Source organism: Phenylobacterium sp. (assembly GCF_004297125.1).
GTDB lineage: Bacteria > Pseudomonadota > Alphaproteobacteria > Caulobacterales > Caulobacteraceae > Phenylobacterium.
The window spans coordinates 379,576-401,949 of record NZ_SCVD01000021.1; the positions used below are offsets into that span (position 1 = coordinate 379,576).

The window sequence follows — 22,374 nt, forward strand, 5'->3', positions numbered from 1 at the left end:
CGCTGATGAACCGCGGGATGCGAGCGTCATCATCGGGCAGGCCGAGGAAGGTGGCTTCGCGAAAAGCTCGCGCGGGGTCGTGACCGATGTGTCGCGGTTCGAGACATCCCATGCCCTTTCGCCGCCCCAGAAGGAGTTCAACCGCCTGTTCGACGAACTTGGCTCCGGCTGGGAGTCCTTTTGCGGGCCTGTGGACGGCGCCGAGCATGAACGTGGCGGACATCAAGGATGGCTCGAGTTCACGCGTCGAACTGCCGGGCCTTCGCGCGGGATCTCCCGCTCGACCTATTCTGCCGCACAACGTCGAGCGCGCCGAAATTGCGGCGATCCTTTGAGCGATTGAGTCGAGGGAAGACCCCGAAGTCTCGATTAGGTATGTTCTAGCGATCATTGATCGGACGGGGGCGGACATGAAGGGTGACTTCGGGCGGAAGTCTCGTCCATGGGTCGTCGTCGCATGGGCGGTCGCATTGCTCACGCCCGTCGGCGCCGTCGCACTTCCGTTGACCAGTCTTAAGGATCAGGGTCTTGACGCGGCCTTTGGCAGCTATGCCCCACGCGGCGACTGTGCTCGAGAGCCCCGCATCACCCTCGACGAGACCGGTTTCACCTTTCGCGCCGATGGCCGCATGTTGCAGAGCCGGAGGTTCGAACGCGCCTTCTCGTACATGGGCCCAAGCTACGAAGGCATCAGCGCGGTGTTCTTCCCGTTTCCGGTGAGCAACAGCAATTTCGGCCCGGTGATCATGATTGTGAACGCCGACGAGAAGCCCGGCCTGATCCGTCTAGAAGCCGATGTGGCGCCCGGGCAGCGGCTCGACCCCTTCCACGGCGCCCTGACCAGGGCGGCTCCCTATCTTCGGTGCGGGGGCGCGGCGAAGGCGCCTCCTTCGCGTCCCGCAGACAAGGCGCCCAGCGCGCCTGCGAGGGCGTCCGCGCCGCCGGATTGGGGGAATCTGTCGTCCTTCGTCGATGATTACAGCGCCAATATCGCCCTTTTCGGCGCAGGTCCGATAGCGGCGGCGATCCGCGCTCAGTTGGGTGGTAAGACGACCGCGCTGCAGAAGAACCTGTCGGTGGCGACCCCTTTGAAGCGACAGGGATCGGCCTTCTACCTCTCCGGCAATGCGCCCCACCAGGGCGGTATGGAACAGGCCTACGTCCTGCTGGATACGAGCCGGCGCGCCGTGCAGGTCGGGCTGTGGGAACGCGGCAAGTTGAGCGTTTATTCGCCGCCAGGCCGCAGACTCGCGCCGCCCGCGGATATCCAAACGCTGTTGAACAACAGCCCACCCGAAGACGCCGTCGCAGCTCCCGGGACCCCCTGGGAGGTTGTGCCGGTGCAACGTCGCCCCCCCATGGCCTATGTGGATGTGGCGGCCTCCCCGAACATCAAGTCTTTCAGCCTGTTCTGCGACAACGGGCGGCCGATGATATCGATGCTGCTGAACAGGCCATCGACCCGGCCCTCAGTCACGGTGACCTGGAATTTCGCGCGCGGCCTCGTCAACATCCCGATGAGCCGGGGCAACGGGGAGGGGACGTTCTGGCAGGCCAATCTGACTGGTTCACCCCTGCTACCGACGCTACTGCGGCAATCTGGACCGGTCTATCTGCGCATAAACGGCCAGATGGAAGGGGAGGCGTCTCTGGTGGGGGCCTCCGCCGCTGTCAGGACCGCCTTGGGATCGTGCCAGAGGTTCTGATCGCGTGCGAACGGATCAAGAAGTTGCAGTTCCGCGGCTGGTTCGCATGGAGCGTGGCGGCGAACTCGATGGCATATGCTGCCTACGCTTCCGATAACGCCCGACGTGCATCATGAAGCTCAATGGTCACATCGCCAATCGTCTGGGCGGCCGCGAAAGTCGGGGCCTCGCCCAAAGGAGTACTGAGCTGGGCCTCAAGCCGGCGCCAAACACCCCTTAGGCCGCGGCCGAGAAGGCTATCGTATTCAAGCTTAGCGGAATACACTCTCCGCGCGAACGTAAGCGAGACACTGCCGATCATCCCAAACTCTTGGAACATTGCGGGCCTGCAGACTTGGCGTCCGATGGCGGCGGAATTCACGGGGGTTTGAACACAGAAGGGTAGCAGCCCTGGTTTCCAAGCGCCAGGAACCAAGCTTCAGCGTTGCCGTTAAGTATGTCAGCAGCAGACCCGCGACCAGGCGCGCCCGCGAAACTTCGAACCGGAAAACTTGAATGCGGACTTTTCAGCTGGGTTCTTGCAATGTTGGTTATTCAGGTCATGACCCTATCGGGTCGTGCGTCGGCACAGCGCAATCTGCGGCATCGGAGCCTAACTCAAAAGACCGAACGACCGCCGAACGGCCCCTGACCTCTTCGGAAGCGAGCCGGGAAAGCCTGGAGGGAGCGGTGACGTCGCCGCTTCGTGATTCGAACTTGATCAAATCCGACATTCCGCCAGTCCTCCTGCAGGCTGTCGCTAATCCCTACTCACGATCGGCTCAGCGCAGCTGCGCGACGCTGCGAAAGGAAGTTATCGACCTCAACCAAGTCCTTGGGGATGACTTCGACGAGCCTGAGCGGAATGAGCGCGGCGATGACCGGAACGGGGCATATGGCGTCGTCGCCAGCATCGTCTCGGATGTCATCCCAATGCGCAGTTGGATCAGAAAGCTATCCGGCGCGGAGCGGCGTGACCGCCAAGTTCAAGAGGCCATCGCCGCCGGAATTGCGCGCCGAAGCTACTTGAAAGGGATCGGCCAAGCGCGTGGCTGCAAGCGGCCCGCCTCGGCGCGCACGATCGTCACCACACCGCCGGCCGTGAAGCCCTAGCCGGATGAGGCGGCTTTTCCGTGCGCTGGCGCTGTCGGCGCTCCTGCTCGGGGGCTGCCAGACGCTTCCTCGTGTGCCGTATGGACTCGAAATGCTTCATGCGGCGAGTCCCAGCTACCGCTACGATTTCCTCGAACCCGATACCCGCGCCCGCTTCGTTCACGAGTTCGGGCGCGTGCAGCGCGAGCAAGCTGGCGACATTCAGCTTCTCGCCCTGTCGGGCGGCGGGGCCAACGGCGCTTATGGCGCGGGCGTTATGTACGGGTGGAGCCAGCGCGGCGACAGACCCGCATTCTCAGTTGTGACCGGCGTCAGCGCTGGGGCGTTGATCGCGCCTTTCGTCTTCGCGGGACCAGCCTTCGATCCGGCCCTTCGAGAGGCGTTTACGGATGGCCGCTCGAAGAACCTACTTCGGTCGCGGGGCCTCGGCGCATTGTTTCGGCCGGGTGTTTTCAAGCCGGAACCGTTGAGAAAACTCATCACCGACAGTGTTACGCCCGCCCTCATCGAGGCTGTAGCAAAAGAACACCGAAAGGGCCGGCGGCTCTTCGTCGCGACGACCAGCCTCGATACGCAGACCCAGGTGGTGTGGGACATGGGGGCCCTCGCGCAGCATAGAGACCCCGCCTCGCGTCTGCTTTTTCAAAACATCCTCATCGCATCATCGAGTGTTCCAGGCGTGTTTCCGCCGGTGTTGCTGACCGTCGAACGAGACGGGCACGCTGTTTCTGAACTCCACGCGGACGGAGGCACGGTGGCCAATTTCTTCGTCGCGCCGCAAGCTCTGCTCGCGGCTCCGACCCCTTCTACGGGCGCGGCGCATATCTTCATTCTGCTGAACAGCCGGACCACGCCCCGGTTTGTCGTCGTGCCGGTGGGTGGGCTCAAGATCGTCGCGCGTAGCTTCGACACTATGCTGAAATCCCTCACGGTCTCCGAGATTACCAATGTGAAGCTTGCCGCAAGCGAAAAGGGCCTCAAATTGGCGGTTGGAGAAATCCCGGACGAGTTGGACGAGAACTTTCTCGACTTCACCCAAGCCCACATGAATGCGCTTTTCTCCGCCGGCCAGCAGCGGGGGGCCGCCGGGACGGCGTTTCGGTTGATCGCCGGGACGACGGCTGCCACGCCACCCTAACCGACATGCGTCAGGCGTCATGAGACCCCAAAGTCGCGGCGATAGCCTGGCCTCAACTACACCCCCGAATAGGATTTGATCGCACAAACCAGACGAAAATCGCCGTCAAGCGCTGGCTGAGACCGCCCGTTGTTCTTCAGCTTTGCCGAGGCCCAGGTCCCGATCCAGGCCGGATAGTGTGCTTGGTCTATGGCCGGTTGGCGCGCGTCGGTGGCGGCATCCCGAGCGGCGGCCTCGCTCGTATGACCCTCAGGCGCTCGCAGATCGCGCCGGACTGTTAGGCGTGGGGTCTTTGTCTCTCGGGGGCGGCGACCGCCAGCTTCCTTGCCCAGCCCCTGGTGAAACATCAAGCGGACGCCTGCGTCGGAATCCGCATCGGCTGAAGAAGCGCCGATCAGGCCGGGCGGCGCCAATCGGCGGCGGAGGCCACGAACAGAGCCGCTAGGGCGCGACGCAGGCTGGCCTGCGCGTCAATGAAAGCCAGCTTCGCGCGCTGCGATTGACGCTGGGCGTCCAGCACCGAGAGCAAGGACCCGGCGCCGTTCTGATAGGCGAGGTTGGCGAGGCGCGCGTTTTCGTCCGCCGCCTGCGAGGCGTGGGCCTGAGCTTCGGCCAGGGCCTGGCCCTGGGCCGCCGCTTGCAACAGATCGGCGACTTGCACGAAGGCGACCAGCACGGTTTGCCTGTATTCCGCCAGCGCTTGGTCGCGGGCCGCCACGGCGGCCTTCTTTTCCGCCCGGAGCTGGCCGCTGTGGAAGATCGGCAGGCTGAGCGCCGGGCCGATCACCCAGCCGCCACTCTCGTAGTTGAATACGTCGCTGGGCTTCAGCGCGCTAAGCGTGAAATCCGGGGTCAGACGCAGCTGCGGATAGAGGGCGGCGGTGGTCACGCCGATGTCGGCCGTGGCGGCCTGCAGGCGCGCTTCGGCCGCTAGAATGTCCGGACGGCGGCGAACCAGTTCCGAGGGCATGCCGAGCGGGACGGCGGCTGGCACGGCGATGGACGCCAGGTCGATGTCCGGCGCGATCCAATCGCCCGGAGCCTCCCCCGCCAGCAGCGCCAGCGCATGTCGCGCCGTAGCCAGTTTAGACCGCAGCGGAGGCAACCGCGCCTCGTCTTCCGCCAACTGCGCCTGCGCCGTGACAACGGCCGCGCGCGGCGTGCCGCCGTCCTCGACGGCTCGGCGGGTCATTTCCACGTTGCGGCGGCTGTCGGCAATCATCTGCTCCGAAGCCGCGATCTGCTCACGAAGCGCGGCGACGTCGATGGCGCGCAGCACGACCTCGCCGCTGAGCGTGAGGTAGGCCGCCTCGCCCCGGGCCGCCAGCGCCGCGGCCTGAGCCTCGGCGCTTTCGATGCGGCGCCGCCCGCCGCCGAACAGATCGAAATCGAATGAGGCCGAAGCGCCGATTGAGTAGAGCGAGATCGTCGGGCTGGGGAAGCCTTCGATGCCGAACGAGGCGGTGTTGACGCGCTCGCGCTCCGCTCTCGCATGGCCGTCGACCTGCACGCCCGCGGCGCCGCGCACGGCGCTGGCGTTGGCGCGGGCGCGGGCCAGCGACGCATCGGCCGCGGCCAGGGTCTGATTCTGCGAAACCGCCTCGTCGACCAGGGCGTCGATCTGTGCCGACCCGAAGGCGGTCCACCATCGCGCCGGCGCCGCATGCGGATCGAGAGTCAGGCCGGGCGCCGCATCGCCCGCCATTGCGTATTTCGCGGTCTGTGGTGGACCCGGCGGTTCGAAGTCCGGACCGACTGTCGCGCAACCAAAGAGGGCCCCGGACGCCAAGAGACAGAAAAGGCTTCTAAGCATCCGCCGGCGCCTTCGGCTTACGTAACAATAGGATCAGCGGCGCCATTAGGATGCATAACCAGTAGAGGAGATGAAAACTGTCGATGTAAGCGACCATCGCCGCCTGCCGCACGACGCCGCGTGCGAAACTGGCAAGCCCTTGCACGGTGGTGAGGTCCACGCCGGCGGCAACGATGTTCTGATTGTCCGGCGTCGCCTGCTCGAGCAGGCGTGATTGTACGATCTTGGAATTATAGATTTGCAGCGCCCCGACCATGGATATGCCGACGCTGCTGCCGACGTTGCGCAACAGGGTGAAGAGCGAGGCCGCTTCCGTCCGTAGCGTAGGGGCGATGGTGGCGAAGGCGAGCGCGGAGAGCGGGACGAACACCAGGCCGACCCCCAGCCCCTGCAGGAAGCCAGCGAACAGCACCAGCCGCTCGTCCATCTGCAGAGAAAAGTGCGACATCTCGAAATAGGACCACCCGGTCAAGCCCACGCCGAGCAGCACGATGATCCGGCTGTCGATCCGCCCCATCAACCGTCCGACCAGGAACATCGCCAGGAAAGACCCCACGCCGCGCGGGATCTGAACGATCCCGGTGTGCAGCACCGGATAGCCGAGCAGGCTCTGCAGGAGCGTCGGCAACACCGCAGCCCCCGCGAACAGAAGGATGCCGACGAAGATGATCATCATCGAGGAGACGATGAAGTTCCTGTCGCTCAGGATCCGGCGGTCGAACAGTGCGCCGTGCGCAGTGGTGGCCAGGTGCGCGACGAATACCCACAAGCCGAGCAGGCAGACCGAAAGCTCGATCCAGATTTCGGTCGAGGCGAACCATTCCTGACCTGGCCCGCGGTCCAAGAGCGCCTGTAGGCCCGCAAGCCCCAGGGCCAGGGCGACATAGCCGAAAATGTCGAATTTGCGAGCGACCTTCGACCGTTCGGCCGGCAACGCCGCGCCGATCATGAAGAACGCGACCACGACCAGGGGCAGGTTCATGAAGAACACCCAGCGCCAGTTGAGGTTGTCGGTAAGCCAACCCCCGAGCACAGGGCCGATGATGGGCCCAAGCACCGCGCCCATTCCCCAGATCGACATGGCCTGGCCATGCTTATGCGGAGGATTAATGTCGAGCAGGATCGCCTGCGCCATTGGGATAAATATCGCGCCGCATCCACCCTGAAGCACCCGGAAAGCGACCATAGCGAAGATATTACTGGCAATCCCGCACAGCATCGACGCGACCCCGAAGCCGACGATGGTGGCCAGCATCAGGTTACGACGCCCGAACCTGCTCTCCAGCCAGCCGATCGCCGGCGTCACCAGGACGCCGGCGAGGAGATACGATGTCAGGACCCAACTAACCTGGTCCTGGGCGGCGGCGGTGCTGGCGCGGATCTGCGGCAGGATGACGTTGGCGATAGTCGATGCGATGGACGAAAGGATCGTCGCCAGGATCACCGCCGCGGTGATCAGCGTTCGCTGGGCGGGAGTGATCTCCCCGGCGTTCACACGCCGTCTCCGGATTTGGCCGGCGGATGAGCGCGCGTGTCCACCTTAACCTTACCGCTCAGGCCGACGGCCAGCGCAACGTCGGCCGGCGCCTCGTCGAAGGCGATGCGTACGTTCAATCGCTGCACTACACGGACCCAGTTCCCGGTGGCGTTCTCGGCGGGCAAGACAGCGAAGCTGGAGCCGGTGCCGGGCGACAGGCTTTCCACATGGCCGCGGAAGGATCGGTGGGGGTAGGCGTCGATCTGGATGTCGGCCGTGTGTCCGGGCCGCAGCAAACCCAGCTGATTCTCCTTGAAGGCCGCATCCATCCAGGGTCGGCCAGAGATCAGCCAGAAGACGGTCTGCGCCGGCTGCACATAGGAGCCAACCTGCAGCTGGGATACGCGTGCCACCACGCCATCGGCCGGCGCGACCACCTCAGTGTGGGCAAGGTCGTTACGCGCCTGTTCGAGCGCGGCCCGAGCCTTCTGCACCAACGGGTGCTCATCCGCCGAAATGTCGGGATCGCCGCCGAGGTCGGCCAGGGCGGTGGCCTGCGCCTGCGCCTGTGCAAGGAGTTGGCGCTCGGCGACGGTCGCGGCGTTGGCCGCCTGGTCGACATCGCGTTGTGAAGCGACGCCGGCGTTGAAGAGGTTTCGCTGCCGAACCGCCTCGCTCCGCGTGTAGGCGGCGTTGGCCTGGGCGACGCCCTGGTCGGCGAGGCTCTGACGATAGGTCGCGCGCAGGCCCGCAACGCGCAGCCGAGCACTCGCCAGTTCGGCTTCCGCGCGGCTCACGGCCGTCTTGAAATCCGAGTCGTCCAAACGGAACAGAACGTCGCCGGCGTGTACGTGCTGGTCCTCCTTGACGAGTATATGCACGACGCGGGCGCGGACGCTGGAACTGATCGGAACCCTCGCGGCGGCGACGGTGGCGTTGTCCGTGGAAACCAACCCGGCGTTCATCAGCAGCCAGCCGGCAATCGCCAGTGCGACGAGCACCGGCGGCACGATCATCAGCAGCAGCCGGCGCCGGTCCAAGGCGCGCAGGCGCTGGCCGAGGCTAGCGCCGGGGGGGGATGGATCCATGAGAAAACTGTTCCGCCGCGATGGATGCGATCACTTGGGGACACGGATACGGTTGACAGCTGATTGAGCCAATTGATATTTCATCACGATTAAAATGAACGATGTTCAATTCAAATCGCTGGATCTCAATCTCTTCAGAACCTTCCTGGCTGTGCTGGAATGCCGAAGCGTCAGCATCGCCGCCCGCGACCTATCTATAACGCCATCGGCTGTCTCGCACGCGCTCACCCGGCTTCGTGCCGCGCTCGGCGATCCGTTGTTCGAGCGCCGAGGGGGCGGAATGACGCCCACCCCCTACGCCATAGAGCTAGGCCGCCGCGCCGCGCCGGCCCTGGAAGGCCTTCGCAGCGCCATTGAACCGTTGATCTTTGAGCCACGGGACTCGGAGCGCCAGTTCGTGCTCACCGGAGGCTCCTACGCGGCGGCCGTCATCCTGCCGAAGCTGCTCGATAAAATACGGGAAACCGCGCCTCGCGTGCGCATTCGGTTCCTGCCGATCGCGGCGGATTTCGTCGATTCGGTCGAGCGGGGGCGTGTCGATATCGCCTTCGGAACTGGCCCGCCGCGCTCGGCGCGGGTGGAGTGGTTGCCCTTGCTCCTGGACGACATGGTCTGGGTGGCGCGGCGCTCCCACCCGCACGTGCGCGCGCCGCTGACCATGGCGATGCTGTTGCGGGCGCGCCACGTCGTGCTCGATAACCTGCGCCCGGTCGTCGGCGATGAGTATCACGAAGCCCAGTTCCTGCTGGACGAGGTGCGGGAATTGCGGACCGCCCAGGCGCTCGATTTTGAGGATGGACGGGTGGTCGCCAGCGCGTCCGACCTTTCCCACGCCTTCACCGCGGTCCTAGGATCCGACGCGGTAACCCTTACGCTGCGCCGCTATGCGCAGGCTGCCGCTCCGGGAGTCATACAATTGCTTGAGCCGCCGCACCGCACGCCCAAGGTGACGATCGGCGCGGTCTTCGCCAGTGGTCGCGATCTCGGCGTCAACTGGCTCCTCGAGCAGATTAAGGAGTTTCTGGCTAAAGACAGGTGAGCAGGGGGTCCACGGCCGGATCACGCGCCAGGAGTCATGCTCCCCCGCCCAGAAGGGCGGCGAAAATGGTCTCCGAGTCGAAGCTCGGTAGCCCAGCCATTCCACCGCGCCATTCGCGGTGGACGAGCGCCGCGCTCTGCGTCGATCTGAAGATCGACCGCTGCCGAACGGCTGAATAGGCATTCTAAGCCCGTTTCACCGACAAGATCTAGTTTGCCTCCGCATTTCGTCCCGCAGCCGGATTGGTCCGGCAACGATACATGACCTCGTGGGGTGGCGCCTTTACAGGCCCGGCGGAGCTTGGCAAGGTGGGCAATATTGACCCACTTCTCTGCACTCCGGAAACGCCGGAAGCTGCTAGAGCGCGGCGCACGTGAAGCTCAAGCGGAACGCACTCAAATGTATAAGCGAGTCCTGCTCGCCTACGACGGATCGATCGAAGGTCGATCGGCGCTTCGCGAGGGGGCGTTGCTGGCCAAACACTGTGAAGCCCGGGTGTTTCTGCTGTCGATTGTGGCGGAAACTGCCGGCGTAAGACTTGCCGAAAGCGTCTATGCAGGCGTCATCGCCAAGGAAGGCGAGGTCTACCAAGGCATACTCGATGAAGGCGCGGAAAGGCTGAAGCAATTGGGCCTGTCGGCGGTGGCCGCGCTGGAATTCGGCGAGCCGGCGCCCACCATTGCAGGCTTCGCGAGGCGGGTGGAGGCCGATTTGGTTGTGGTCGGCCATAGGCATCGCGGCGCGCTGGAACGATGGTGGACAGGCAGCACCAGCGCCCATCTTCTTGACCTCGTCGAGTGCAGTCTGCTTATCGCGAAGGACACCAGCGCGGATGAGGGGCTGCAGGCGAAGACCCCGGTCGGTCGCTCGTAGACCTACGGGCGGCTCGGCGTCGGCCACATCCTGACGGTGAACTGCACCCGCGAGTGCCTGGCGCTGGTGGCCGACACCTCGCTGTCGGGACGCAGGGTGGCGCGCGAGCTGGACGCCATCATCGCTCAGCGCGGGCGCCCGGATATGATCGTCAGCGACAACGGCTCAGCCTACCGCTCCAAGCTCTTCGTCAAGACCCTGCAGACCGCCGGCGCTCGGCCTTGCCGTTGGTCTTGGGGGTAATGAGACGCTCTTCCGCTCGCTGCCTCATGCTCGCACCGCGCTGGAGAACTGGCGGCGGGACTACAACGAAGCCCGGCCTCACTCGAAGCTCGGCTGGCTGACGCCCAGGGACTACGCCAGAGCCATATCCGGAGACGCCGGCCGGCACGCTGCGGACCCTGACCTCTCCGCGCGCCGGCCTCTTCCAACACCAGCCGAGCAAGGCTCAGATCAACCCAGGACTCTCGTTATCGCTGGATGAGAATTGGGGGTCATGTGTAGACGACCTCCAAGACGCAAGGGTGAAATTGACGTTCGGCGCTCGGTCGAGTGCAGTCATGTGTTCGGCCTGTTGCTGCAGCGGTCGAGGCTGCTGGCCTTGATGAAGTCCGCGGACTGGCTCCCTAATCACGTCAACGCGCTCGAAGCGCTCTGACCCCCTGGGTTTGACTGGTCCCCGGCTGCGGCCGGTTCGTCATCACGTCTCATCACTCTGGCGTCTACGGCGTCGGTCCGGGTGACCGTCGCCGATCTCTAAGCTGCTGCGGGCTTGTAGACCTCCTGCCGGGCCATCAGCACCCAGGCGATCCGCGCCGTCTTGTTCGCCAGCGCGACGGCGGCGGCCTTCGGCTTCTTGCGCTCGAGAAGGCCCTGGATCCAGGCGCCGCCGACACCGCGTTGGCGGGCCATACGGAGCACGGCTGTCGCTCCGACCACCAGCAGGCGTCGCAGATAGCCGTCGCCCATCTTGCTGATCCCGGCCTGCCGCTTCTTACCCCCGCTGCTGTGAGCGCGAGGCGTTAGACCGAGCCAGGCGGCGAACTGGCGCCCCGATCGGAAGAGGGCGGGGTCGGGCGGACTGGCGGCCAGGGCGCTGGCGGTGATCGGCCCGATGCCTGGGATCGTGGCGAGCCGCCGGCTGGTGGCGTCCTGCCGATGCCAGGCGAGGATCTGATGCTCCAGTCGTTCAATCTCCGCCCGAAGCGTCTCCAGCTGCCCCGCGAGTCCCCGGAGCGCGGCCTGCGCCAGCTCCGGCAACCGTTCCTGCTCCAGGATCAGTGACCTCAGCGCCGCCTGAACGCCTGCGGAGCCCTGCGCTGAAACCATCCCGAATTCGCCGAGGTGACCCCGAAGTGCGTTGATCAGCATTGTCCTCTGGCGCACCAGGAGGTCGCGGGTTCTGTGCAGCATCAAAATCGCCTGCTGGGCCTCGGTCTTGACGGTGACGAAACGCATGGTGGGCCGGGTGACGGCCTCCGCGATCGCCTCCGCGTCGGCGGCGTCCGTTTTGCCGCGCTTCACATAGGCCTTCACATAGGCTGGCGGCATCAGCCGCACCTCGTGGACGACCGCCATCAGCTGCCGGCCCCAGTGATGGGCCGACGCACAGGCCTCAATCCCGACCAGACAGGGCGACAAGCCCTCGAAGAAGGGAAGAACCTGGCTGCGTCGCAGCTGTTTGCGCACCACCACCACGCCTGCAGCGTCGATCCCATGTACCTGAAAGACGTTCTTCGCCAGATCCAGCCCGACGACGGCGACCTCTTGCATGATCCGCTCCCTAGACGTGACGTCCCTATCGACGACACATAAGCGAACCCGGTTGGGTGGAGGTCGTCCACACCATCACGTCAATCGCCGTCCCTGGATATGCTATCGGGATTTGGTCTTGGAGGTCACTCCGAGCCGTTTGCGTTCTAGGGCAAATGGCCGTCAAAGGCGGTCCGGGAAACATTGGGCACCCTTTCGACCTGAGCGTCGATCTTCCGGAGCCGGTCGATCCCGACGAGGTGACAGCGACTCTCTAGGACCGCGTGCTGACGGTGAAAATGGTCAAGGCCGCATGGGCGCGCGGTGAAGCAAGACGCGTTCCCGTGCGCAAAACCTCAATTCCTCCGAAACAGGCGAGCCAAGAAGGCGGCCAGGCCTACACCTGAGAGGATGACGATGGCGATCCGGCCGATCGCGGCGGCCTGATCGTCCTTCGCGACGATGACGACGGCTGCAGCGACGATGAGGGCCGCGACCACGATCCCGAGCGAAACGGTATCGCTTGCCCGCCTGACCGCTCGCGGCAGATCGGCCAAGTCTGGACTTGAGACTTGGACGACAATGCCGTCACGGCTGATGCGGCCGATGCCGCGCCGGATCGCCTCTGGCCCGATGGCAAGGATCTGATCCAGTTCCTTGAACGTCCGGAAGGCGCGGGTGGCCAGCGCTTTAGGCGCAAACCGAGACGCGAAAGCCCGGACAACTACGGGCGCGATAGCGGCGACGACATCCAGATCGGGATCTAGCGTCCTCGCCAGGCCCTCAGCGATGCCCAGAGCGCGCATGAGGAGCAGCAGGTCCGGCGGCAAGGTCAATGCGTTTTCTCGGGCGATGGATATGAACTCGCTGATCGCCTCCGCAAGCCGTATTTGTCGCCCGGAATCGGCGGCGTAACGCAGGAAGAATTGCTCGACACCTTGTTCAAGGCCGGGCGGCGGGGGTCCGGAGCGGCCAGCCCATTCCATCAGCACATCAGAGACCGCCGCGACATCGGCATCCACGAGGGAGCCGAGGACCACGAGGACCTGCTCTCGCCTTTTCGCCGAGAGTCGCCCGACGGAGCCGAAGTCCAACAGCGCCAGACGACCGTCCGCAGTCACCAGAATATTTCCTGGATGAGGGTCCGCGTGGAACACCCCGTCCAGCAGGATCATGCCCAGCAGCCCCCTCGCGGCATCGGGCGCCAGGGCGCGCGCCAAGGCAGGCTCTTCGTTGCGGAACGCGGCGTTAGGACTGCGGCCACGGATGCGGGCGCTGACCATGGTCCTTTCCGTGGTAAATCGCTCATGAACGAGCGGCACATGGAAGACGCTTGCGCGTCTGCGGACCTCCGTTTGATTGCGAGCTTCGATCCGAAAATCGATCTCCTCGAGAAGGGCTTCGCTGAGCTCCGTTACGACACGCACAGGCTGATGTCGACGCAGGCCCGGCGCGCGACGCTCGATGACGCGAGCAGCGGCCAAGAGTAGCCGCAGATCAGCGCGCATGACCGCCTCGATCCCCGGTCTGCGAACCTTGAGCACGACGTCTTCACCGGTCATGAGCCGCGCAGCGTAGACCTGCGCGATGGACGCAGCCGCAATCGGCGTCGTCGAAAATTCGGCGAAAAGCTCTTCCGGCGGCGCGCCCAGATCGATCGTCAGCTGTTCGCGCAAATGGTCGAAGGGCACTGGAGCCACGTCGTCGTGAAGCCGGCCGAGCCGCTCGGTCAGCTCTGGCGGAAGCAGATCGGACCGTGTCGCGATGATCTGGCCTAGCTTCACGAATGTGGGCCCGAGTGCCTCAAGAGCCGCAACGAAGGCCTCGTATGCCGAGCCCTCGTTCGCCTCGTCGGAAGCCGCGCCCCGGAGCAGACCCAGCCGCACCAAAACAGGCCGCGCGGCTGTAGGGGCTAAGGTGTGGATCACCTTAGCGAGACGACGATAGTCGTTGGGCGAAAGGGTCAAGGGTGCCATAGAGCCTCGATGCTTGATCGCTCCCCGCGGCGCAAGGCCGTGGGCGCGAACCGGTGCACCCCTCAGGGGTTATCTCTGGCGGCCCATGTGGAGGATCAGCTTTTGACTAGCTACATCATTGGGGGTCTAAGCGCTCTGATGATTGTGGCGGGCATTGCGGGCCTGACTTTCGCCATTCGAGGCCTACGAGAATAGAATTCCGCGTGGCGAGGGCGTAACGTCTGCAAGGAATGCCTAGCCGGCGTGGCGCCGCCACGCAGGCGCCGGCCCCGTCGCCGTCTGACCTGGCCTCGGAAGACGCCCGTTTGCGGCGCGAGAACGAGCGGCTGCGGATGGAGCGCGACATCCTAAAAGCCGCGCTCATCTTCGGATCGGCCTCCCGATGAAGTTCGGGTTCGTCGATGAGCATCGCGCGGTGTTGCCGGTTCGGGTGATGTGCGCGGTCCTGGGTTGTCGGCCAGCGGCTACTATGCGTGGCGCTCGCGGCCGGAGAGCCGGCGCGCAGCGGCCAACAGCGCGCTGACCGAAGAGATCCGCCGGATCCACGCCGACAGCAGCGGGACCTACGGCTCGCCTCCGGTGCATGCCGTGCTGCGCGACCACGGCCGCCACGTCGGGCGCTCGCGGATCGAGCGGCTGATGCGCCGGGCCGGCCTGCGGGGTCTTGCGGCTCTGCCCCGGCGCACGCGCACGACAGACAGCCGCGACGGCTATCCGATCGCGCCCAACCGCCGGCCGCAAATTCACCACCCAGGCGCCGAACCAGGTCTGGCTCGCCGACCTCACCTACATCCCCACCGGCGAGGCTGGCGATCATCATCGGCAACCTGGACATGCTCGCTCGCCGGTTGACGGACGATGAGGGCCGCCGCCGCTTCGTCGATCAGGCGCTTGAGGGCGCGCAACGCGCCGCCCGCCTCACTCAGAGCCTACTCGCATTCTCACGCCAGCAGCCGCTCGCGCCGAAGTCGGTGAATGTGAACCGTGCGGTCAGCGCGATGTCACAGATCCTGCGCAGCACCCTGGGTGAACAGTCGTCATCGAGACGGTCCTTGGCGGCGGGCTCTGGCCGGCGTTGATCGACCAGTCGCAGCTCGAAAGCGCCGTGCTCAATCTGGCGATTAACGCTCGGGACGCCATGCTGGACGGCGGCAAGCTCACCATCGAGACGACCAATGCCTTCCTCGATGAGGCCTACGCGCGCACGGACGTGAGCGTGAAGCCAGGCCAATACGTGCTGCTCGCGGTCACTGACACGGGGACCGGCATGCCGCCCGAGGTGATCGAGAAGGCGTTCGATCCGTTCTTTACAACCAAGGTCGCGGGCCAGGGAACGGGGCTTGGGCTCAGCCAGGTGCATGGGTTCCTCAAGCAGTCGGGCGGCCACGTGAAGATCTACAGCGAGCCCGGCGCCGGCACGACGGTGAAGCTCTACCTCGCCCGCAGCCGCGCGCCGGCGGATATGGGCGCCGGAGCTGCGGAGCCGCCGCCCGAGGAGTCGCCCACCGGGACCTGGGTGCTGGTCGCAGAGGACGAAGCCGGTGTGCGCACCTTCGCCAGCGCGGCGCTGCGCGACCTCGGCTGTCGCACGCTCGAAGCGCCAAACGGACGGACGGCCCTGGAGGTCCTTACGAACCATCCCGAGATCGAGCTCCTGCTTACCGACGTGGTCTTGCCGGACATGAGCGGCCGGCGACTCTGCGAGGAAGCGATGAACCCGCGGCCCGATCTCAAGGTGCTGTTCATGACCGGCTACACGCGCAACGCCATCGTGCACGCCGGCGTGCTCGATCCAGACGCTCGGCTTCTGACCAAGCCCTTCACCCTCTCGCTCCTGGCCGCCAAGGTCCGCGAGGCGCTGAGCGAGTAGGTGCAGCATGGAGATGGCGTATCGAGAGCCTGGGAGGCTGAGATTGCCGAGCTGCAAAGGATCATGTCGGGGTTTGACTTGCGAGAGGAGCGCAGGCGGGGAAAGCCCTGCTAGAGCGGGACTCGATTAGACGGAACCGTATCCGGCGTTGGCGAAGTAGTTGGCGCACTCCTTAGGGGTGAAGAGGTCGAGGAGCTGGCCGGCTTTGCGCCAGGTGGCCTCGACATCCCTGGGCTGGGCGTTGCGCATGAGGTGCTTGAGCTTGGCGAAGACCTGCTCGATGGGGTTTAGGTCTGGCGAGTAGGGCGCAGGAAGATCAGGTGGGCCTTGCGGGCGCGGATGGCGGCGCGGGCGGCCTTGCCCTTGTGGCTGCCGAGGTTGTCCATGATCACCACGTCGCCGGGCCGCAGCGTGGGGGCCAGGATCCTGTCGACGTAGAGGTGGAAGGCCTCGCCGTTGATCGGCCCGTCGAAGACGAACGGCGCGTCGATCCGGTCGCACCGCAGCGCGGCGATGAATGTCAGCGTCTTCCAGTGGCCATGCGGCGCATAGGCTCGCAGCCGCCGGCCGCGCGGCCCCCAGCCCCTCAGAGGCGCCATGTCGGTCTTGATCCAGGTCTCGTCGATGAAGACCAGGCGCGAGGCCTCGATCCGTCCCTGGTGCGCGCGCCAGCGGGCCCTGCGGCGGGCCGCGTCTGCTCCTCGGGCAGCAGGGTTTTTTTTGAAGCTCAGGGCCTCGTCGTGGACGAACACCCAGACCGCACGCGGCTGGGTCTTCACCCCGCGCGCCGCCAGCTCCGCCGTCAGACCCCGCAGCGTGAACGGTCCCGCCCGCACCCGCCACCGAAGCCACTCGGCGACCTCCCCGGACAGCGTCCGCGGCTTGTAGCCGCCGACCTGCGCCGGAGCCACCGACCCCGTCTCGCGCTCGCGACACGTCCACTTCGACACGCACGATGGGCTGATCCGCAGCGCCGCCGCGATCTGCCGGTGTCTCACCCGCCGCCTTCCGAGCCAGCGCCCGCTCGCGAAGGTCCATCGAAATACGGAGCTGTCATCCAAGCTGCCTCCATCCAGCATCCCAGATGAATCAGCTTCACACTGATTTGAGAATCTGGAGGGTTCTGTCTGGTCGCGGGCGGGGATCAGGACGGCTTGGCGCAGGACGCGACCAGATTGAAGCCGGATTGAGCTGAACCGCGGGATGGCGGTCTGGCTATGGGGATTAGGGGCTCGGCGGCCGGTCCAAGATGGCCGCGGGGTGCGGCGGGAGGCGAGACGGACCGTCTGTAGACCCCGGGCCCGTCCGAGATTTTGGTCTGCGAGGATGTCGAGAGATCGCGTGGAGCGAGTCAGCCTCGCCCCGCGGGACGCAAGCGACGATCAGCGCGCGCGGAGTGTCGCCGGCAGCCTGGAGGGCTCCGGTCGGCATTGTGGCGGAGGGGACGGCCTTCGGACGTGTCATGACGTATCTGGCCATGCGCAGCGGGCCGGACGCCGAGCGCCGAGCGGCTTCATTAGGCCGCCGCAGCACGGGCAGATTTCCAAGGAGCGGCCGGTGAGCCGGCGATAGCGCTCGCGATAGTCGGCCGGTGGGACGAGCGGCGCGGGCGGTGGCGTCGTGAGCAACCGGCGACAGATCGCGAGTTTGGCGACCCGGTGGCCGTTGGCGAGGAAGCCATAGTGACGGATGCGATGGAAGCCGTCCGGCAGGGTGTGCAGCAGGAAGCGGCGGATGAACTCGTCGGCCGCCAAGGTCATCAGCTTGGTCTTGTCGTGATGGCGATAGTCCTTCCAGCGGAAGGCGACCTCGTGGTCGTTGAGGCTGGCGAGCCGACTGTTGGCGATGGCGACCCTATGGGTGTAGCGCCCGAGATAGGCCAGCACCTGCTGGGGACCGCCGAACGGAGGCTTGGCGTAGACCACCCAGTCGATCCGGCGCATCTCGGCCAGGAAGCGAGCGAAGGCGGCGCGCTCCGGTCTCGAACGCGGCTTGGAGGTCTTGAAGTAACAGCCGGCGGTAGAGGCGCGAGAGCACGCGCACGGGCAGGAAGAAGCCGGGTCGACAGGACACCCACCGGGCCGTCGGGTGACGGTCCGCCGCCAGGCACGACGCAATGGACGTGGGGGTGATGATGCAGGTTCTGCCCCCAAGTGTGGAGCAGCGCGACCACGCCGAGCTCGGCGCCCAGGTGTCTGGGATCTGCGCCCAGGGTCCGCAGCGTCTCGGCTGCCGCCTTGAACAGGATGGCGTAGAGCGTCGCCTTGTTCTGGAAGGCGATCTCGGCGACCTGCGCCGGCATCGTGAAGACGACGTGGAAGTATTGAACTGGCAGCAAGTCGGCTTGCCGCGCGTCGAGCCAGTCGGCGCGAGCCAGACCCTGACGCTTCGGACAATGCCGATTGCGGCAGGAGTTATAGGCCTGGCGCACCAGGCCGCAGTCTGTGCAGTGCTCGGCGTGACCGCCCAGGGCCGCAGTGCGGCAGGCTTCGATGGCGCCCATGACGCGCCGCTCGACGCGCCCGAGGTGACCCTCATGGGCAAGGCGATACGCCGGGCCGTTGCGGCGGAAGACGTCCGCCACCTCCAGGGCCGTGCGCACGAGCCTGCTCAGGCTGGCGGCACGACCTCGACCTGCAGCCGATCGAGCGGGCTGACGGTTTTGCCGATCGTGTGCGTCGCCACCTGGGTATAGCGCGCCGTGGTCGACAGGTTGCTGTGTCCGAGCAGCGCCTGGATGATGCGGATATCGGCGCCGTCCTCCAGCAGGTGGGTGGCGAAGCTGTGGCGCAGGGTGTGGACTGTGACGTGCTTGTCCAGGCCCGCGGCGGTGCAGGCAGACCGGCAGGCGGCATACAGCACCTGGCGATCGATCGGTCGGCTCTCCGCGCGGCCGGGGAACAGCCAGCTCGTCGGCCGCGCCAGGCGCCAATAGGTCCGCAAGATGCCCAGCAGCTGCGGTGACAGCATCACGTATCGGTCCTTGCCGCCCTTGCCGTGCTCGACGCGGATCACCTTGCGGCCGCTGTCGATGTCCGTGATCTTCAGGCCCGTGACTTCCGACGCGCGCAAGCCGGTCGCATAGGCTGTGGTCAGGGCTGTACGGCTCTTCAGGCTCGGCACCGCCTCGAGGAAACGCACCACCTCGTCCATGCTCAGCACGACGGGCAGCTGCCGCGGCTGGCGCGCGTAGGGAATCCGCTCGGGCACATCGGACCGGCGCAAGGTCACACCGTAGAAGAAGCGCAAGGCGCAGACGGTCTGATTAAGCGCCGACCAGGAGATTCCTGCGGCCACCAGATGCACCTGGAACGTACGCACATCCTCTAGGTCCAGCCGGTCCGGCGAACGGCCGAAGAACCGGCTGAACTTCGTAACAGCATGAACGTAGGATCGCTGGGTCGCCGGTGACAGGTTGCGGACTGTCATGTCCTCGATCATACGCCGGCGTAGAGGGCTCACTTCGGCCATCTTGGGGTCTCCTGTCTGATGGGCTTGGCTCGACACCAAATCCTCTCAGACAGGGGCTTCCTCGCGCCAGCCCCGGCGCGCGCCCGTACCGCGTCAGCGGTTTAGTTCAATCCCGATTCCGTCAGATCGGGTCACGCTCTAAACCCTTGATGGAAAAAACGTCGTCATCATTCAGGGCTTCAAAGAGTACCTTGCCTGGGCGCGATTGCGCGGACCACGACACGCGTCGTGGTCCGTACCTCTTTTAGGCGTCGCGCCCACACACGGCCCCAGCGCGTTGATCGACACTGAACGAATGGCCGGCGCCCTGGGCATGGGCCAAGGCTTCGAGGGCTCCGCAATGGCCTGGGATGCCGCCTCAGTCCTGGCACCGCGCGGCGTCTTCGCCGGCAATGTAGCGAGAATGCTCCACTTCCGGGTCGCCGGGGGACGTCGGTGAGGGTGACCCGGTGCTCCCGCCGTCTCAGCAGATCGCCAAGCATAGGCTTGCAAATCAGAGCGCCGACCGGATCGGAACGGCCTCGGCAGGCCGTGGGTCAGCCGCAAAGGTCTGGTTGCGACCTGCCGAGGCTCCAGACGAGGAGAGCCAGTCTGGACACCCACAATGGGACGCCGGACAGCAAACATCAAGCCCGCCTGTTTCCGTCCCAGCGAGTTGCGGCGAGCCCTGAGCCAGCCTGATGCGACCGGCGAGCCTGGGGCAGCGAGCCCGTCCGTCGTTCCGATCGGCTCTCGGAACGGTTCAAGGCGGACGCCATGTCAGGGGGGCCACAGGCGCCGGCGAGACGGTCCGAAACGCCGTCGCGGCTAGACCCTGCGGCTCGCCAGCCGCGAAAAGCGCCTGCATATGAGGCCGGCTGAAGTCCAGGAAGTTCTCGTCCAACTCGTCGGGGATCTCACCCACCTCCAGCTTCAGGCCCTTGTCGCTTGCGGCAAGCTTCACGTTGGTGAGCTCGGAGCGAGTGAGGGATTTCAGCATGGTGTCGAAGCTTCGCGCTATGATTTTGAGGCCGCCCACCGGAACGACGCAAACCGCGGCGTGGTCCGACTGTTGAGGAGGATGAAGACGCGCGCCGCCCGCGTGGTGCGCGTCGGGTCGCCGAGCAAAGCCTGCGGCGAAGAAGTTGGCCACCGTGCCGCCATCGGCGTGCAGCTCAGAAACCGCCTGGCCGCCCCGTTCGAAGGTCAGCAATACGGGGGGGAAGACGCCCGGAATGCTCGACGAGGCGATCAGGATGTTCTGAAACAGCTGACGGGACTCGGGATCGGTGCGCTGCGCCAAGGCCCCCATGTCCCACACCACCTGCGTCTGAGTGTCCAGGCTGGTCGTGGCGATATAGAGCCGCCGACCCTTCCGGTGCTCGGCTCCCACGGCCTCGACGAGACCGGGCGTAACGCTGTTGGTGATGAGCTTTCTCAAAGGTTCCGGCTTGAAGACGCCGGGCCAAAGCAAGGCGCCAAGGCCTCGCGATCGAAGCAGATTCTTCGCGCGGCCATCCGTGAAGGCTTCGCGAAGGGCCGGATCAAAGGCCGATCCTGCGAAGACGAACGGTGCAATCAGCGCGCCCGCGCTGACCCCCGTTACGACGTCGAATTCAGGCCTGTCGCCACGTCTGCCCCATCCGTACATGACGCCGGCGCCATAGGCGCCATTGGCGCCGCCGCCCGAAAGAGGAAGTAGCTGAAGCTCGCCACTGGGGTGTTCGCGCCCCACGCCGCCGATATCTCCAAGGAAACGGACGCGGGTCCCGGGCTCGATGAAATTGTAGCGGTAGTCCGGGCTCGCGGCGTGAAGCGTCTCGAGCGCATAAGGGACGCGCGGAAGGGTCTGACAACCGCCGAGGAGGAGCGATGCAAGCGCCAGCGCGGCGAGGACGCGTCTCATCGTTAGCTAGGGCTTCACCGCGGGCAGGCTCCCGGCGATCGCCCGCGGCGCGGCGGGCGGCTTGCAGCCTCGGGCCTGTCCCACACCCTTCAAGTAGCTTCGGCGGGCTATACCGGCGGCAATGGCCTCTTGAACCTTGCGGTCCCGACGCTCCGCCCCGGAGAGCTTCCTGATCCAGCTGCGCATCGGGATGATGTCGGAGACGACGCTCGCGACCACGCCATAAGCCGCTTTCTCATCGCCGTCTTCGGCCTCTCTTTCAGGGCTTCGGTCGTCGAAATCATCCCCGAGGACTTCGCTCAGGTCGCTGATTTCCTTTCTCAGCGTCACACAACTGCGCTGCCCTGATCGTGCATAAGGATTGTCCACTGCCTGCACGAGGATCGGCGGGATCTTGGTCTTGATCAGGTTCAGATCCCGGAGCGGCGACGTCACGGCGCCCTCTAGGCTTTGTTGGTTCTGCTCCGAAGACGTGAGGGGGCGTTGCGCGATCTTCCCCTTCTCAGCCTTGGGGTCTGAGGGCGCTGGCTGCGGCTGAGCGTCGGCGGAACCGGCCATCGCCGCGACGGCGCCCAGCAAGATTGAGAGAATGACCGATCTTGAAGCCCTGCGCATCGTGCCACTTGACCCTATGGATGTTTTGCGAGACCGAGTCGCACCGCGACGAACTCGTGATGCAACGATTGCGGCGAAGCTTGGTTGCAGCTTTGGCGGGTCCTTCGTGGCCCAAGCCGGAGGCGGTTGGCTGTGAGCCACCTGATCGACCCCGAATTCGCCGCCTTGCCGGCTATTCTCATAGACTAGCAAGATGCGCGGCTTACAGGCGAAGTGCGGCGAGGGGGGGCGGACTGCGGGCCGCCCCGAAAGGTTCAGCTGTGATGTTCTCGGAGTACGCCGGCAGGGCGCGAGGCATCGAGAGGCGCGTCAGTCGGGCTGAAGTTCACCCCGTTCGGGGCTAAAGTGAATTCGGCGGCCTTTTTGCAGCGCCCTTCTTCATGCTGCTAAACCTGTTTCGAGCCGACGTCGAGAATCGTGGCGACAGCGGAATCCTTGAGCTCGGCCAGGAATCGCGGGGCCCATCGCAGGCGTCGCGGGCGTTTTGAGCTTGTCGCGCGCCGCTATCGCAGCGATGTTTTTGCCGGAGGGCCGTCAATGTGGGTCAGTTGCGACGAAGCCATCGCCGGGGCGAAGCGG

The 22,374-nt window shown here is 65.5% G+C and carries 14 protein-coding genes and 4 pseudogenes; 8 read left to right on the forward strand and 10 right to left on the reverse strand.

Annotation, left to right across the window (positions count from 1 at the left end; translation table 11 throughout):
- Positions 1-410: 410 nt before the first annotated feature.
- The 3 genes from EPO51_RS14795 (at position 411) to EPO51_RS14805 (ending at position 3,936) form a co-directional block, all read left to right on the forward strand.
- Complete coding sequence (locus EPO51_RS14795; protein WP_293351810.1) at positions 411-1,706, forward strand: hypothetical protein; 1,296 nt, start codon at positions 411-413, stop codon at positions 1,704-1,706.
- Between the two features lie 669 nt (positions 1,707-2,375).
- The gene (locus EPO51_RS14800; protein ID WP_293351811.1) at positions 2,376-2,798 is read left to right on the forward strand and encodes a hypothetical protein; all 423 of its coding nucleotides are present in this window, start codon (positions 2,376-2,378) and stop codon (positions 2,796-2,798) included.
- Between the two features lie 4 nt (positions 2,799-2,802).
- Positions 2,803-3,936, forward strand: a complete 1,134-nt coding sequence (locus tag EPO51_RS14805; protein WP_293351813.1) for a patatin-like phospholipase family protein — start codon at positions 2,803-2,805, stop codon at positions 3,934-3,936.
- A 394-nt stretch (positions 3,937-4,330) separates the two neighbouring features.
- Here the strand turns inward: EPO51_RS14805 and EPO51_RS14810 are convergent, their stop codons facing one another.
- From EPO51_RS14810 to EPO51_RS14820, 3 genes are read right to left on the reverse strand one after another with little or no spacing between them, the layout of a single operon-like run.
- A complete protein-coding gene (locus tag EPO51_RS14810) occupies positions 4,331-5,749 on the reverse strand; it encodes an efflux transporter outer membrane subunit (RefSeq protein WP_293351815.1) in 1,419 nt (472 codons plus the stop codon).
- Positions 5,742-7,244 (reverse strand): MDR family MFS transporter, encoded by a 1,503-nt coding sequence (locus EPO51_RS14815; RefSeq protein ID WP_293351817.1) that lies wholly within the window; start codon positions 7,242-7,244, stop codon positions 5,742-5,744. The genes EPO51_RS14810 and EPO51_RS14815 overlap by 8 nt, the downstream gene beginning before the upstream one ends.
- Complete coding sequence (locus tag EPO51_RS14820; RefSeq protein WP_293351819.1) at positions 7,241-8,314, reverse strand: HlyD family secretion protein; 1,074 nt, start codon at positions 8,312-8,314, stop codon at positions 7,241-7,243. Before EPO51_RS14820 ends, EPO51_RS14815 begins: the two co-directional genes overlap by 4 nt.
- Positions 8,315-8,408: 94 nt before the next feature.
- On the opposite strand from EPO51_RS14820, the gene EPO51_RS14825 reads away from it, so the two are divergent.
- From EPO51_RS14825 to EPO51_RS14835, 3 genes and pseudogenes are all read left to right on the forward strand, one after another.
- Positions 8,409-9,353, forward strand: a complete 945-nt coding sequence (locus tag EPO51_RS14825; RefSeq protein ID WP_293351821.1) for a LysR family transcriptional regulator — start codon at positions 8,409-8,411, stop codon at positions 9,351-9,353.
- 399 nt (positions 9,354-9,752) lie between these two features.
- On the forward strand, positions 9,753-10,226 hold the full coding sequence (locus EPO51_RS14830; protein WP_293351823.1) for a universal stress protein: 474 nt from the start codon (positions 9,753-9,755) through the stop codon (positions 10,224-10,226).
- 39 nt (positions 10,227-10,265) lie between these two features.
- Positions 10,266-10,587: pseudogene (locus tag EPO51_RS14835) on the forward strand (integrase core domain-containing protein); the annotation flags it as partial.
- Between the two features lie 395 nt (positions 10,588-10,982).
- Here the strand turns inward: EPO51_RS14835 and EPO51_RS14840 are convergent.
- Both EPO51_RS14840 and EPO51_RS14845 read right to left on the reverse strand, forming a co-directional pair.
- Positions 10,983-11,999: an IS110 family RNA-guided transposase gene (locus tag EPO51_RS14840; protein ID WP_293351825.1), complete on the reverse strand. Its 1,017-nt coding sequence runs from the start codon at positions 11,997-11,999 to the stop codon at positions 10,983-10,985.
- Positions 12,000-12,334: 335 nt separating this feature from the next.
- Complete coding sequence (locus tag EPO51_RS14845; protein ID WP_293351827.1) at positions 12,335-13,954, reverse strand: ABC1 kinase family protein; 1,620 nt, start codon at positions 13,952-13,954, stop codon at positions 12,335-12,337.
- Positions 13,955-14,187: 233 nt separating this feature from the next.
- Between EPO51_RS14845 and EPO51_RS14850 the strand changes: the two are divergent.
- Positions 14,188-14,800: pseudogene (locus EPO51_RS14850) on the forward strand (IS3 family transposase); the annotation flags it as partial.
- A 229-nt stretch (positions 14,801-15,029) separates the two neighbouring features.
- The gene (locus EPO51_RS14855) at positions 15,030-15,824 is read left to right on the forward strand and encodes an ATP-binding protein (RefSeq protein WP_293351829.1); all 795 of its coding nucleotides are present in this window, start codon (positions 15,030-15,032) and stop codon (positions 15,822-15,824) included.
- Between the two features lie 126 nt (positions 15,825-15,950).
- On the opposite strand, the pseudogene EPO51_RS14860 reads toward EPO51_RS14855, so the two are convergent.
- From EPO51_RS14860 to EPO51_RS14880, 5 genes and pseudogenes are all read right to left on the reverse strand, one after another.
- Positions 15,951-16,881: pseudogene (locus tag EPO51_RS14860) on the reverse strand (IS630 family transposase).
- 463 nt (positions 16,882-17,344) lie between these two features.
- Positions 17,345-18,438 (reverse strand): annotated as a pseudogene (locus tag EPO51_RS14865) (IS91 family transposase); the annotation flags it as partial.
- Positions 18,435-19,295, reverse strand: a complete 861-nt coding sequence (locus EPO51_RS14870) for a tyrosine-type recombinase/integrase (RefSeq protein ID WP_293351831.1) — start codon at positions 19,293-19,295, stop codon at positions 18,435-18,437. The gene EPO51_RS14870 and the pseudogene EPO51_RS14865, both read right to left, overlap by 4 nt.
- Positions 19,296-20,037: 742 nt before the next feature.
- Positions 20,038-21,180 (reverse strand): patatin-like phospholipase family protein, encoded by a 1,143-nt coding sequence (locus EPO51_RS14875; protein WP_293351833.1) that lies wholly within the window; start codon positions 21,178-21,180, stop codon positions 20,038-20,040.
- Between the two features lie 6 nt (positions 21,181-21,186).
- Positions 21,187-21,615, reverse strand: coding sequence for a hypothetical protein (locus EPO51_RS14880; protein WP_293351835.1), 429 nt, complete (start codon positions 21,613-21,615; stop codon positions 21,187-21,189).
- Positions 21,616-22,374 lie beyond the last annotated feature (759 nt).